General features: G+C 48.4%; 11 protein-coding genes. 5 read left to right on the top strand and 6 right to left on the bottom strand.

The window, feature by feature from the left end:
• Positions 1-27 precede the first annotated feature (27 nt).
• From K6Q96_RS07630 to K6Q96_RS07620, 3 genes are read left to right on the top strand one after another with little or no spacing between them, the layout of a single operon-like run.
• Entirely contained in the window at positions 28-1,734 is a 1,707-nt protein-coding gene (locus K6Q96_RS07630; protein ID WP_251879205.1) for an ABC transporter permease, read from the top strand.
• The gene (locus K6Q96_RS07625; RefSeq protein WP_251879203.1) at positions 1,697-2,383 is read left to right on the top strand and encodes an ATP-binding cassette domain-containing protein; all 687 of its coding nucleotides are present in this window, start codon (positions 1,697-1,699) and stop codon (positions 2,381-2,383) included. The genes K6Q96_RS07630 and K6Q96_RS07625 overlap by 38 nt, the downstream gene beginning before the upstream one ends.
• Positions 2,376-3,008, top strand: a complete 633-nt coding sequence (locus K6Q96_RS07620; protein WP_251879201.1) for a CDP-alcohol phosphatidyltransferase family protein — start codon at positions 2,376-2,378, stop codon at positions 3,006-3,008. The genes K6Q96_RS07625 and K6Q96_RS07620 overlap by 8 nt, the downstream gene beginning before the upstream one ends.
• Here the strand turns inward: K6Q96_RS07620 and K6Q96_RS07615 are convergent, their stop codons facing one another.
• From K6Q96_RS07615 to bfr (K6Q96_RS07595), 5 genes are all read right to left on the bottom strand, one after another.
• Complete coding sequence (locus K6Q96_RS07615) at positions 3,009-3,641, bottom strand: DsbA family oxidoreductase (RefSeq protein WP_251879199.1); 633 nt, start codon at positions 3,639-3,641, stop codon at positions 3,009-3,011.
• Between the two features lie 29 nt (positions 3,642-3,670).
• Positions 3,671-5,044 (bottom strand): tetratricopeptide repeat protein, encoded by a 1,374-nt coding sequence (locus tag K6Q96_RS07610; RefSeq protein ID WP_251879197.1) that lies wholly within the window; start codon positions 5,042-5,044, stop codon positions 3,671-3,673.
• Positions 5,045-5,211: 167 nt separating this feature from the next.
• The gene (locus tag K6Q96_RS07605; protein ID WP_251879196.1) at positions 5,212-9,825 is read right to left on the bottom strand and encodes a calcium-binding protein; all 4,614 of its coding nucleotides are present in this window, start codon (positions 9,823-9,825) and stop codon (positions 5,212-5,214) included.
• Between the two features lie 980 nt (positions 9,826-10,805).
• Positions 10,806-11,279: a bacterioferritin gene (gene bfr / locus K6Q96_RS07600; protein WP_251879194.1), complete on the bottom strand. Its 474-nt coding sequence runs from the start codon at positions 11,277-11,279 to the stop codon at positions 10,806-10,808.
• Positions 11,280-11,281: 2 nt separating this feature from the next.
• Positions 11,282-11,752, bottom strand: a complete 471-nt coding sequence (gene bfr, locus K6Q96_RS07595) for a bacterioferritin (RefSeq protein WP_251879192.1) — start codon at positions 11,750-11,752, stop codon at positions 11,282-11,284.
• A gap of 305 nt (positions 11,753-12,057) precedes the next feature.
• On the opposite strand from bfr (K6Q96_RS07595), the gene K6Q96_RS07590 reads away from it, so the two are divergent.
• Positions 12,058-12,756, top strand: coding sequence for a class I SAM-dependent DNA methyltransferase (locus tag K6Q96_RS07590; protein WP_251879190.1), 699 nt, complete (start codon positions 12,058-12,060; stop codon positions 12,754-12,756).
• 18 nt (positions 12,757-12,774) lie between these two features.
• Here the strand turns inward: K6Q96_RS07590 and K6Q96_RS07585 are convergent, their stop codons facing one another.
• The gene (locus tag K6Q96_RS07585) at positions 12,775-13,368 is read right to left on the bottom strand and encodes a TetR/AcrR family transcriptional regulator (RefSeq protein ID WP_251879188.1); all 594 of its coding nucleotides are present in this window, start codon (positions 13,366-13,368) and stop codon (positions 12,775-12,777) included.
• 186 nt (positions 13,369-13,554) lie between these two features.
• On the opposite strand from K6Q96_RS07585, the gene K6Q96_RS07580 reads away from it, so the two are divergent.
• On the top strand, positions 13,555-14,649 hold the full coding sequence (locus tag K6Q96_RS07580) for an efflux RND transporter periplasmic adaptor subunit (protein WP_251879186.1): 1,095 nt from the start codon (positions 13,555-13,557) through the stop codon (positions 14,647-14,649).
• The last annotated feature ends 1 nt before the right edge of the window (position 14,650 follow it).

Raw genomic sequence — 14,650 nt, 5'->3', positions numbered from 1 at the left:
AACCGCTTCAAGTGAAATGAGGTAAACATGTTACGCCTGTTGTATTTAATGACATTAGTCGTGTGCTGTTTACCTCTCCTTCCCGGACTTGGCGGCGTGTTACTCTCTGCCGTCAGCTATCTTCCCGTTCTTGGACTAAGCGAACCCAGCCTTGATGGTTGGCGCGCGATGCAAGAATGGCCCGGCACTCACAAAGCCATTCAGCTCACCCTGTTTACCGGTGTTGCCGCCTCTTTCTTTGCCGTATTGTTTACGTTTCTTATCCTTCAATCCTGTTGGGGAACCCGTTTCTGGAAGCGCATCGAACAGTGGCTTTCACCTTTGCTGGCCATGCCCCACGTCGCCTTTGCGATTGGCTTTGCCCTTACCTTTGCCCCATCAGGCTGGTTATTCCGTTTTATCTCGCTGTTTACCGGACAAGAACAGCCCTACCACTGGTCGCTGGTTCAGGACAGTAGCGGTATTGGATTAATTCTGGCACTGGCTGTGAAGGAAACCCCTTTCCTTCTGCTGATGAGCCTTTCTGTACTTAAGCAAATGCAAGTAGACCGTTTGCTCACGGCCTCACAAAGCCTCGGCTACAACCGCACAGCAGCATGGTTGAAAGTGGTTTTCCCACAGTGGCTGCCGAAAATGCGCTTCCCGATTTATGCGGTGTTGGCTTACGGGTTATCCGTCGTTGATGTAGCGATGATTCTGGGCCCAACTTCGCCGACCACCTTTGCTGTATTGGTGTGGCAATGGTTTAACGACCCTGACCTATCCATGCTGCCACGTGCAGCAGCGGGGGCGATTTCGTTATTCGTCCTCTGTTTCGGCACACTGCTTTTATATCGCCTGTTGGAATATGTACTGATTAACGTTTGGCAGAACTGGCAGTTCAGCGGCAGCAAAACCTATTCACTGCCGGGGCGACATCTATTTAAGTTCATCGCTCTTTTACCTTTTATGATGATTCCCCTGTTGCTGGTTTGGTCATTCGCCCTTCGCTGGCGCTTTCCAGATATCTGGCCGACACGTACGAGCACTCGATTTTGGGAACAGGAATCCAGTCATCTGATTGAACTGGCGACCAACAGCCTGATTCTTGGCCTGATATCCGCGACTGTTGCGTTGATATTTGCCGTCGGGTGTTTGGAGTATCGCGATAAATACCACAAATCACTGCCGCAATTGGTCATTGCAGTGCCAATGCTGATCCCACAGTTATCGATTCTGTTCGGTATTCAGGTCGCCATATACATGTTACCGGGGCAATGGCACGTCCCTGCTACCATCTGGGCGCATATCCTGTTTGCCTTCCCTTATGTTTATCTCGCGTTGGATGGGCCTTGGAAATCGTTCGATAAGCGCCTAACACAAACCGCACGGAGCTTGGGACACAGTCCGTTTAAAGCCTGGTGGCAGGTGAAACTGCCTATTATCATTCCTGCGATTTTACTGGCTTGGGCTGTTGGTCTGAGTGTCAGTTTCGCTCAGTATCTGCCCACCCAGCTTTTAGGAGCAGGACGTATCACCACATTAACCACCGAAGCGGTCAGTCTTGCCAGCGGTCAGGATAGACGTATCAGCGCCGTGTATGGTTTGATTCAAGCCTTTCTGCCGCTTGTTTTCTTTGCCCTTGCATTGGCTGCCAGCCGATTAGCTGACCCACGCCGCCGTCTGGCCCGACATGATGAATCCAGAGAGTCTGTGAATGAGTTTGTCCGTACAAAACCTGACTATAAAATCTAATCAAGCCACTTTGGTCACTGGCATGTCATTCCTCGTCGAAAATGGGGATGTACTATCTATCATGGGACCCAGTGGCTGTGGTAAATCCACCCTACTCAGCGCAGTTGCCGGACACCTTTCACCAGAGTTTGATTGCGAAGGCGATATTCTGGTCAATGGCCAAAACATCCAATTACTCCCTGCTGAAAAGCGGGCGGTAGGGATTCTGTTTCAAGATGACCTACTTTTCCCGCATCTCAATGTGTGGCAGAACCTTGCGTTTGGCTTGCCTGACACCATGAGCGCTGCCGAAAAAAAAGAACGTGCGCTGGCAACGTTACAAGAAATAGAACTCGCAGATATCGCTTTTAAAGCGCCAGACCAAATCTCCGGCGGTCAGCGTGCCCGCATCAGTTTGATGAGAACACTGCTCTCCCACCCGAAAGTCATCTTGCTGGATGAGCCTTTCAGCAAGCTGGATAAGCCACTTCGAAAATCCTTCCGAGCCTTTGTGTTCAAGCAAATCAAAAACCGCAACATCGCGGCTGTGATGGTGACGCATGATGAGGATGACGTGCCTGTGGAGAGTACCTTGCTGCATTGGCCAAATAAAGAAAGGGAAACGACCTCGAAAGTGGGTTTTATGAATACGGAGCAGAACAATGCTTGATCGCTACTCCATCGCCCTTATCCGTTGGCCCTTAAAACAAGCGGCCAAGATCCCTGACAAAATCGGCCTCACAGCCAACCAAGTCACGGTGAGTGGCTTTCTGATTGGCTTGCTAGCGCTGCCCGCGATTGCTTACGAGCATTATTGGGCGGGTTTACTGTTTATCGCCTTGAACCGCATTTTTGATGGGTTAGATGGCGCATTAGCGCGCCGGCAAGGCATTACCGATGCCGGTGGATTTCTGGATATCACGTTGGATTTCCTTTTCTATGCGATGATTCCGTTTGCCTTTGCGCTGGCAAATCCCGACCAAAACGCAGTTGCTGCGACGTTCCTTGTTTTTTCCTTTATGGGAACAGGATCAAGCTTCCTCGCATTTGCGATCATGGCGAGTAAACGAAATATCGAAAACCCCGTCTATCAAAGCAAATCGCTTTACTACATTGGCGGTTTAACCGAAGGAACGGAAACCATCGCCTGTTTTGTCCTGTTCTGTTTGTTCCCGGCTTACTTTGCAGAAATCGCCTGGACGTTTGGTGCACTTTGCTGGATTACCACAGCAACGCGTATTTGGGCGGGCTATCAAACACTGAAAGATAATCCACCTCAGGATAAAGCGGGATGATCAATCCCGCGCCAGATTATTAATGGCAAATGCAAGTACATCGATATCAACTTGACCAAAGAATCGATAACGACCGGAGTCAAAAACCCACGCAGGGCTTCCCGGGATTTTTTCTTCCTCAGCATGCTTGATATCACCGTAGACATCTGCCAGGGCTTTCCCCGTCAAAAAGTGCTCCATGATGTCTGGCGTCGCCAGGTGACACTCCTCAAGCACATCTTTTAACACGCCATAGTGGCTGACATCCCTTGCATCGCGAAAAAACGCCTCACGGAGTGCATGTTCGAGATCAACCGCAACCTCATTACCGGCAACAAACTGCACCGCTTTCAACGCTTGATGCGGCATCAGTGAACTTGATGGTCTGACTTTACGCCACAAATCCGGATGAACATCCAAACCGTCAAATTTCGCCATTAACCTTTCGGTAATTTCGGCATATTTCATGTACCCGCGTTCACCGGCACCAATGGTGCTCATCCTCTCTGGAACGTTGGCATACAACCCCAGGTAATGATGTTGCCATTGAACATGGGAGTTATCCCATAGATGGGTAATTTTGTCGTTATAGTGCTGGCCAACCCAGCCCCAGAAGCAAAGTAAATCGCTGTAGAAGTTAATCTGTACCGTCATGGCAGACTATTCCTTGTCGCTGATAAGATTTATAAAACTCGTCTGAGTAGCTGGTTTAACGCTTGGTTTTCGTCACCCAATGCCAAACTTTCAATTTCAGCATGTTTTCTCAAGTAAACCTCGGCCGCAGAGTCCCACTGGGTTCTTCTAGACACCCTTTCTTTGAGGAAGCCTTTTGTTGTTTCCAAATGGCCTTGCTCAACTTCAGCGTTGATCAGGTATTGATGCAGAATATCTTGTTGGGCATGGCTTCCACCCAGCTTCGCCATGTCATATCGAATTGGCGTGATCAAATTTGCAGCTTGGGCAAAATTGCCATTTTCAAAGGCTTCAATACCCGTAATCAGCTTTTGGGAAAGCTCATTTTCAATGGGGTAACGCAGAACATTTGGGTTACCTAGCTTTCCCTTCAATGAAGAGATTGCCTCTTTTTCACCCGCACGATGGAGCACCATGGCGGAGTGAAGTTCAGTAAACAGGTAGATATAGTCTCCATAAGCATCCCGCACACCTTCATAGAGCCGCTGCCAACGTTCACCAACCTCAATACCCAAAAACTCCAAACGCTTCAGTAGCGATGCGCCGTTTTGCACACTCAAGTAGAAATTGGAAGGTTCAGGGTAAATATGGTGGTCAAGAAGGGAGAACACTTCGTCAATGTTGCCCTGCTCAAGGTGGAACAGCGCAAGGTGCCACCAGAGATGGCCGACAAACGCGTTATGGGTAGGTAACTGTTCTCTGCGTGACTCTATCCAGTCTATGCCCTCATCAGTGCGTGCATTCATTTCCAGCACATGAGCGAGAGAGTGGACGGCCCATACATCCGCAGGGTTTAGCTCAACCGCTCTACGGGCATAATCTTCAGCCAGTTGGTACTCCCCAACCTCTTCAAGCGCAAAACTGAAAGCACCGATAAAATAACCGTAGCCTGAAATATCTTCTCCCCAGTGAGGAGCGATCTTCGCCGCGGTATCCACAAGACGCTGCCTTTCTCCAAACCAGAAAAGGTTGCCAGTAGACTGACGAAATGCGAGCAAGTCCAGCGGCCATTGGTTCAATATACCAGCCCAAATATCGAGTGCCGTTTTGATATCTCCCCGCTGATAAGCTTCTAATGCAGTGATATGTTGTTGCTCTCGGCTATTGGTTTGTTTGGCGAGAGAACGAATGGAATTCAACACATAAGAAATGCCAGCCAATGATGAATAGCGTCCTTCACTCGCAATGCTGTAACCCTTCAAGACATGGGCCATCACAAACTCTGGGTTTGCTTCCAGGATGGAATCTATTTTTTCCATGGCATTTGGGCGATAGTCGAAAATCCATTCCAATGCAGCTTCAAACATTTTAACGCCAGCGTCATCTGTGCCTGTGTATATCAACCCTCTGCTGTCAGTGCCCATCGTTTTGTTCTCCCTAGTCAACAGTTAACTGAGACTAGCGAGCCCAAACAAGGGGGACAAACTAGGATAAATTGCCTGCAGGGAAACGATTTGTTTGTGTCACTAAGCCCGGATGACAAACAAAAACGCCCGGGATTTCTCCCAGGCGTTTGATTTCAGATATTGGTTTAGAACGACTGTGTAATTAGCTTGCTCTCTTCGATCATGGAGTTGATGACATCCTGACCGGAAGCATCACTATCCAATCCGAAGGCGTTAACCATGTCCTCAATCGAGGTTGATGCAAACACTACTTGCTGGTCAACTGCGTCGCCTTCTGTGGCAATTGAAAGTACCGCTTCGCCTTCGTCGTTCTCTTCCAGCGCAACGAGATAACTGCCAAGGTCGTCATCGCTAACCTCACCCAGTACGTCTGCAAAATCCAGCACGTCCAGTTCAGGCTCATAGTCATGGATTGTATCTACTGTTCCGACAGCCGCATCACCTTGCAGGAAGATGAAGGTGTCTGAGCCTTCACCGCCGTACATGTCATCCGAGCCTGCTCCCCCTGCGATCAGATCGTTGCCTAAGCCACCATCAATGATATCGTTGCCGGCATATCCGTAGATGTCGTTGTTTACATCACCACCGTTAAGGTTGTCGTCCAATTCTGAGCCTTCAATAACTTCCATCAGGTTTCCGAGCGGGATATCAACATCTTCACCTGCATTGATATCCAAGGACATGTCTGCTGTATCGCCGAAGTCATTTTCCAACTTCAGTTCAAAGTGTTCAATCTCTTCGCCCAATGAAGCATCAGACGACAGTTGGTAAACGTATTCACCCTCAGCGTGACGATCATCGTCTGAACCGTAAATGGTGAGTTCGCCGCGTTCAGTCTGAACAACCAAGGTACCTTCGGGAACTTCATAGACTGCGCCATCAACCTCGACAGTCTTCATGTTCCAATTACCGGAAGTATCCGCTTCGGCAAGCAGATTTCCAGCCACCAAGAAGTTACCCGCTGATTGCTCAACAATGCCTTCCTGGCTGAAAGTCGGCGCGCCGTCATTATTAAGTAGTGCTGAGAAATCCTCTTCACTGACAAACTCAAAGTTATCTTCCGAAAGGTTTTGCAGCAGTGTGTCTTCCAGCGTCAGGGTTTTGCTGCCCATAGTGATAACTACATCTACACCGACTTGCGCCATCGCAAGTGCACCGAATGACAGCACATTCGTAGAGCGCGAAATCACGACTTTGTCATCACGGGTGCTGAAGTCTATAACAGCATCATTACCTTTGCCGTCGTAAGCGACGGTATTGTTGCCGCTTCCAAGCTCCAGACTATTATCACCGCCGCCGCCGTATACGATATCGCTGCCGCTGCTACCAGACAGGGTGTCGTTACCCCAACCGCCGAGCATGATATCGTCATCACCGCCACCGTTCAGGGTATCATCACCGCTGCCACCAACCAGCACATCGGCACCTGAGCCGCCGTAGAGGGTGTCATTGCCATTATCACCCCAGACAATGTCGTCACCGTTACTGCCATATAGAGTGTCATTACCTAAGCCACCTTTGACGAAGTCATTACCTTCACCGCCGTATGCCAGGTCATCACCATCTCCACCTTGGATGTTGTCGTTGCCATCATCACCCCAGATGGAGTCATTGCCATCACCACCTGAAAGAGAGTCGTTACCGATACCACTTTTCAGGATGTCATTGCCGTCACCGCCGTTGAGGACGTCATTGCCCTCAGCGCCATAAAGCTCGTCATTACCATCACCGCCGTTGAGGACGTCGTCACCAGTACCCGCTTGCAGGATGTCTGAGCCCTCGCCACCGTTTAGGTTGTCATCGCCTGCATCGCCATACATGAGATCATCGCCAATACCGCCGTTCAGAACATCGTCGCCGATGCCAGCAATGAGTTCATCGTTACCGTCGCCACCGTTGAGCGTATCGTTACCGTCCTCTCCCCTCAGAGTGTCAGCGCCGAGACCGCCATTCAAGACATCATTACCAATACCGCCTAGGAGGGTATCGTCACCTTCACCGCCATTGAGCACATCATCGCCGTCGTCGCCTTTGACATAGTCGTTGCCATCACCACCGTTGACGATATCGTTGCCGTCGCCCCCATATAGTTTGTCAGCACCCACATCACCATTCAGTATGTCAGCACCGGTGCCGCCGTAGAGGCTATCATCACCTGCTCCGCCGTTGGCCACATCATCGCCCGATCCGCCGTAGACAAGGTCGTTTCCGTTCCCTGCGTGCAGAGTATCGTTACCACTGTCACCACGGAGCGTATCATCGCCTAATCCGCCATAGAGCATGTCGTTGTCAGAACCGCCATAGAGCGTATCTGCGCCCCTGCCACCGTATAAGGTATCTTCACCAGAGTCGCCTTTCAGGACATCACTTCCTCTGCCGCCTTTAAGTGTATCGTCGTCCTTGCCGCCGTTGAGCTCGTCATCACCTCTGCCGCCGCGAAGGGAATCAACGCCATCACCGCCATTTAAAATGTCACTCCCGCGGCCGCCAAAGAGTGTATCGTCACCGAGGCCGCCGTTAAGTTCATCGGCCCCTCTTCCGCCTTTGAGCGTGTCTTCTCCTTCACCACCATTGAGAGTGTCAGCACCTCTACCGCCATGGAGAGCATCATTTCCGTCACCACCGTTGAGAGTGTCCTGTCCTCTACCACCGAACAGTGAATCGTCACCATCACCGCCGTCTAAAACGTCAGCACCTCTGCCACCTTTCAGGACGTCGTTTCCGTCTCCACCGTCAAGCGTGTCTTGTCCTCGGCCGCCGAACAAGGTGTCTTCCCCAACGCCCCCTTCAAGGACGTCAGCGCCTCTGCCGCCTTTGAGCACATCATCTCCGGTGCCACCATCCAAAAGATCAGCACCTTTACCGCCGTGGAGCGTGTCATCTCCAGACTCGCCATAGAGTTCGTCTTTTCCGTTACCGCCATAGAGAGTGTCGGCATTGCCTGTAAAGGTGACGGTCTCTCCGTCAATCTCTACAGTTTCATAGACTTGAGCCAGAGAAATATTGTCGATCAGTGCGCCATAGCTATCAGATTGCCCTTCACCGGAAAAAGCAACCTTGATGCTTTCTGTCCCCTCAGGCAGTAGCAGTAGACTGCTGAAAGATTCGTAGGCTTGATTTGATTGGTCGTTATCGAAATATTGGTAATACAGCACATCACCATCTTGGTCCGTCACACTGACCGAAAAAGCACTGGTTGTGGTGTTACTACCACGATATCGGTTGGCATGGTCGAAACTGATTTCCATCGCCGCATCTTGTTGCGCAGAAATAGATGAAACATCGAATTGTTGGAAAACAGTCGCGTTTGCGGTGGAATCAAGTTCCATCACAGTGTTTGTTACATCATTGGCAGGACCGCCGCCAAAGCCACCCTGCTGGAATTCCATCTTAATATTGCCTTCACTTTCCCAGCCAGGTACGTCTTCATCGTTGACTAGGCTCCACATTCTCCTATCGTCGTCACCGTAAGATTCGAACCCGCCGTTGAGCACAAGGTTTGGCCCGCGTGTTGCTCCATCACCGTCATCGCCATAGAGCACATCAGCGCCTTGATTACCGCGCAGCACATCGTTGCCCATGCCGCCTTTTAATTCATCACTGCCTCTGCCACCAGAGAGCGTATCGTCCCCGGCGTCGCCTTTCACATAGTCATTACCACGACCGCCATTAACGATGTCGTCACCATCGCCACCGAACAGACGGTCAGCGCCGCGGTTTCCGTTTAGTACATCATCTCCACTGGCACCATAAAGCTCATCTGCGCCTTTGCCGCCAAAGAGTTGATCGTCGCCCTCGCCACCTTGCAGCAAGTCTGCGCCTTTGTTTCCTTTCAGGACATCATCGCCGTCGCCACCCCAAATTGAATCGTTACCACGACCCCCAGAGAGCTCGTCGTTTCCCGTTCCGCCCTGAATTTCATCTGCACCGCGACCACCGTTTATAACATCGTTACCACTACCGCCGCTTAAGAAGTCCTCACCTTTGCCACCGTATATGGTGTCGTCACCTCCATTACCGTAGACCTCATCATCACCCTTTCCGGCGCGAATGGTGTCGTTGTCGGTTGTCTCAATGACTTGTATTTGGGTAACTTCAATTTTAAACGTGACATCGTCGTAATCTCTGTCACCTAAGTTCCAGAGGTCTTCCCAACCAGAGGTTTCGCCATCAAAGTGTTCATGGTCTTGGTCGTTGTTATTAAGAGGAGCTTCTGTGAGATACACGCCAACAGTGACATTGTCTTGTGTCACTGTCGGACTGTCATTTGATAAGTCGAGTGTTACGTCACCGATGTCAAAGCCACGGCTATCGCCGTTCGGGATGAGAAACATACCGAGTTTGGCCGCATTCTCCGGCGCGGTTATCTCGAGAGCAGCTGAGTTAGCCTCTTTAGCGTTATCGATTAAAACGGAGGACTGAATGACCATTCCATTGTCGTCGACAATATAGTAGCCGATGCTGTTTTTGAAACCCGCACCAGAAACGATATCAGACAGCGTTACCTTCAGTGCCGTCTCTGCTTGAATGTTGTAGATCGTGCTATCTACCCCACCTTCTATCGTGGAGGTCTGCGTCGATGAGCCTGTCGTTCGGTCCGTGCCGTTGCCATAGATAACATCGTTGCCTTGGCCGCCATTAATAGAATCATCACCTAGAGCACCATTTATCGTGTCCCCAGAGCCTGTTCCTATTATTACGTCATTTCCATCTGTTTCATTGAAGCTAGAATCGGACATATTCACCCCTTGTGAAAAGCGACCACCGCCTGAGTGAAACATTAGGAATAAAAACAGGGTGACTCAAATGAGAAATAGATGTCTTAGTTATGAGACATCTATTGTGAGAAGAGAATGATTGGAGGTCTTAATATATCAAACTGGTTTTATAGGACTTTTCTCTTATTACTAGAATTTAAACAATATATACAGTACGTTATGCTCTTTATATTTTTTATTCCCACATTTTTTGATGCGCTTTTTTTCTATACAAATATTGAAAATCACTATACATAATTCAATGGGAAATATAATGAAAGATTAATGCCTCATACTAGGTTAACCCGACTAAGCACATCGGAAACCCCAGTATCAACTTCACCGCTGTTAAAGAGAACAAATAACCTACTCCAAGCGGCAAAATAAGCAATACATTCAATAACTTAAAGGCATTCAAATACTTGCGAACATACATCCTCAAACCTTAGCGATTTTGTCATTATATGGAAATAATGAAACAGAGAAGGATAACCGATAGCACTAGCCAGAGATTCTGCCTTTAAATCTGTCGAAATAGCAACATCGCTTCCAATTATTCCTTTCACCATAAGAAGCAAACCGACTGAGCGTTGTGCGCTTTTACGTTGGCAATCAAGGTAAAGTTGTAGTGACGGAAGAAGGGTAAAATTTTAGTCATATTGATTAGAAAGCATACCGCTTTTAATGACCACACAATCGTATTGATATTACCTTTCCAGCGCGGTAGTTACTTTAATTCATAAGTCATTCATTAGCATCCGAATACGTTAGAACAATCGCTGGTTTCAAACCATGGTTCTCCAGTCGATTAAGCCTCCTGCAAACCATCATAGAGTCCAGTTAGTTAGAACCTTCACAAGTAAAAACGGTGTAGCCAACAAACCTCCAGTTTCAGGTAATGGTTTGGACTCGGATAAAAAAAGGCCGCTGTTCAAAGCGGCCTTTTTCGAATTCGATGTGGGTTATTTACCCATTTTTGACTGAACGTAGTTCTGCATACCAATCATATTGATCAAGCGAAGTTGCTTCTCCAGCCAGTACATATGGTCTGACTCGGTATCATCAAGAAGCTTCAACAGGATTTCGCGGGTCTGATAGTCCTGCTTTTCTTCACAAAGCGCAATTACGGTGCGCAGTTCTGCAGCCACCATGTACTCGTATTTCAGATCGTTCTGCATCATCTCTTCAACGTCAGCACCGATCAGCAACTTTTCACGAGTCTGAACATCTGGCGTGCCTTCCAGGAAAAGAATGCGGTTGATCAGAATAGAAGCATGCTCACGCTCGTCTTCAGACTCGTGATTGATACGCTCATACAGCTCATCCATTCCCCAATCTTCGTACATGCGCGCGTGGACGAAATATTGATCCATCGCAGACAGTTCGTTTGTCAGCAAGCGGTTTAGACCATCAATGACTTCTTGATTACCTTTCATGATTATTTCTCCATTTTCGCTTGCAGATAATTTTGCAGACCTGTCAGGCCAATCAGTTCTAGTTGAGACTCGATCCAGTCCAGATGCTCTTCTTCATCTTCAAGGATCTCATTTAACAACTCACGCGTTACATAGTCTTGCTTCTCTTCACAGATGGCGATCGCTTCTTTCAGTTGCACCAACTGTTCTTCGAGCATCACTTTGTCGCATTCGATCATTTCCTGAACTTCCTCGCCAATACGGAGGCGCTCAAGATGTTGCAGGTTAGGCAAACCTTCCAGAAACAAGATGCGTTCAATCAACTTATCAGCGTGCTTCATGTCTTGAATAGACTTCTTATATTCGGCTTTATTGAGCGCTTCAACGCCCCAATTGCCCAACATTCTTGCATGCAGGAAGTACTGATTAATTGCGGTAAGCTCGGAGGTGAGAATCTTATTCAGCTCAACGACAATGTCTTGATGACCTTTCATTGTGATGGTCCTTTCATAACGCTGGTAATCCCAAAATATGTGCCACATCCTAAGTGAAATTAAGGCGAACAACAACCAGAAAAAGTCTTAATTTTCAGAACATTAGTCAATGATAACCATTCCCATTTTTATTTACTTTTAGGTTACCGATTCGTAATAATCCTCATACATTCAATGGATTTACCGGCAAGTGTATGGAAAGACTGACCTTATTGGGATTTTCCCTTTTAAGAAGATTTGTATTTCAGTTTACTCACACGCAAAATGCCGTGGTTTTCCGTCACCAATGAGCCCAAAGAAAAATCATGAAATCCGACATGTATTCCAAATTTGCCCAGCAATATGACGAAGTAATTCAAGGCAATATCTACAATGCGTTGTTTGAACGGCCTAACCTTCAAGCCATGCTTGGCGACATCAAAGAAAAGAATATCTTGGATCTAGGCTGTGGGTCCGGTGTGTATGCAGGATACTTCTTGAGTGAAGGTGCTGCGTCAGTCACCTGCCTCGATTTCTCTGCTGAGATGGTCAACATAGTGAAGAACAAGTTTAATAAGCGTGTTTCGGCGTATGCTCAGGACCTATCAGAAGGCTTACCCAAAGAAGCTGATGGGCAATACGATGTCATTGTTTGTCCGTTGGTCATTCATTATCTGAAAGACCTCACCGCCCTTTTTAGCGATGTCTATCGCGTGCTAAAACCTGGCGGATACATGGCGTTTTCCACCCACCACCCGTTTGCAGACTTTGAGTGTTCCACATCGGGTAACTACTTCGATACCGAGTTGGTGCAAGAGGAGTGGAATACTGTCGGCACCCCGGTTCAAGTGAACTTCTACCGTCGACCACTGGTTGAAATCACGAATGCAGTCACCAATGCCGGGCTGTCTATCACTCAGATTTCAGAAGGACAGGTTTCGGAAACTATTAAACAAACCTGCCAGCAAACCTACGAGCGCTTAAGAAAGCACCCTAATTTCATCTTTATCAAGTGTCAGAAGTAGAAAGTACAACGTGGAGTGTTAGGCTGCACAACACCCCATCACTACGCTCACCATATGCTCAACCTTCTCATCCAGATCTTTCCCTTCCGGAATTGGCTGCATGTCGAATACCTGTGGCCATACGAACATGCCGTTAAACAGGCTTGAGTATGTCTGAGTCAGCAGCTCCAATTTGATGGCTTTGATTTTCCCCGCCTTCTGCGCTTCATCAAACCAATGGTTCAGCGATTTATTGGTGTAGATTTTTGAAATGATCTGTCTTGCCATATCTGGCTGACGCAAGAACTCCATCAAGATGGTTCGGGTGAAAGGAATCCCATACGTACCATATAGGTTTTCAACCTCATTTCGCGTAATTGTAGTGAGCTGCTCACTCAGGCTTTTGTCTGCTTCGAATTCGTATCTTAAGCTTTCATCAATCGAAGACTGAATGATGGTCAGCACAGATTCAAACAGCACTTCCTTGCTTTCAAAATGACGGTAAAGCGTGCGCTTTGATACTTCTGCTGTTGTGCAGACGCGGTCCATATTCGCAGCCGCGAATCCATGCTGGATAAACTCTTCTTTGGCTGCAGTGATGATCGCCAGGCGCTTCTGCTCTGAGCGTGTCATGGGCTCTCTCCTTTTCTCAACGCGACAAATCTACCAAGTTGGAATCAAAAAGTACACTTTTGAGTTTACCTTAATGCATAACACGCTTAAGATAAACTCCAGAGTTTACTTTTGGTTTTAACACAAACCCCAAATTGTCTGATCAGACCGGCTTTGCAGGCCGGTCTCTTTGTGGAGTGGAACTACATGGTCATCAACACTTTCGGCAAACCGTCATTCAAGCGCGGCGCGATTGCTACTTTGATCATCTCTTCTTTTCTTCTGGCAGGATGTGGCGAGATAGCGGTTGAACAAGTCGCCGCGCCTGTCATCCAGCCTGCCTTAACTGAAATCGTCAATACACAACAAGCCGCTGATCTCAGCTTTAACGGTGTGGTGCGCGCGGCTGAGCGCGCAGACATGGCCTTCCGCATGGGTGGCCGGCTGACCAACATCTTCGTCAATGAAGGTGATGAAGTAAAAAAAGGCCAATTACTGGCAACGCTGGATTCTCGCGATGCCAAAACAGCCTTGGAGTCGGCAGAACTTGAACTGAGAAACACCACGCTGGAATACGAGCGTGCACAGGCTATTTATAAGAAAAGCCAGGCGATATCAAAAGCCGATTTAGATGCGATCACCACACGCTTTGATCTGGCAAAAAACCGTGTTGCTGAAGCAAAGCGCCAGCTTGAATACACCGAACTTCACGCACCGTTTGATGGCATTGTTGGCCGTAAAATGGTGGATAACCACATTCAGGTGCAAGCCAATGAACCTGTGCTAACCGTGCATGACCTCAACGACTTGGAAGTGGTGATTAACATTCCTCATCAAGTCATGTTGTCTGGTGGTAACCGCACTAAAGCCATCGCAGAGATTTCTTCGATTCCAGGGCAAGCGTTCCCGCTGACACTGCGCACTTTTGCTACACAGGCAGATTCAGTCTCCCAGACCTATGCCGTCGTACTCGGGCTTGAGCAGGTGAATGGCTTCCGCGTTTTGCCGGGCATGGCCGTGAAAGTCATACCATACACAAATGCTATTACTGACGAAAACACCCTTATCACCCTGCCGCTGACCGCTGTGGTTCCTGATAACCAAGGCAAGCAGTTCGTCTGGGTAGTCGGTGACGAAAACAAAGCTGAAAAACGCTATGTGGACGTGGGCGCGCTGGTCAAAGACCGCATTGTCGTGAAACAGAACTTGGCCCTTGGCGAACGTGTCATCATCGCAGGAGTTTCCAGCGTGAGAGAAGGCATGGAAGTGCGCCCTTACACAGACGAACGTACTGGAGCATAAC

Origin of the sequence: Grimontia kaedaensis (assembly GCF_023746615.1) — a bacterium.
Lineage (GTDB): Bacteria > Pseudomonadota > Gammaproteobacteria > Enterobacterales > Vibrionaceae > Enterovibrio > Enterovibrio kaedaensis.
Note: the sequence above shows the minus strand (reverse complement) of the source record. Positions and strands in the feature narration are given on the sequence as shown.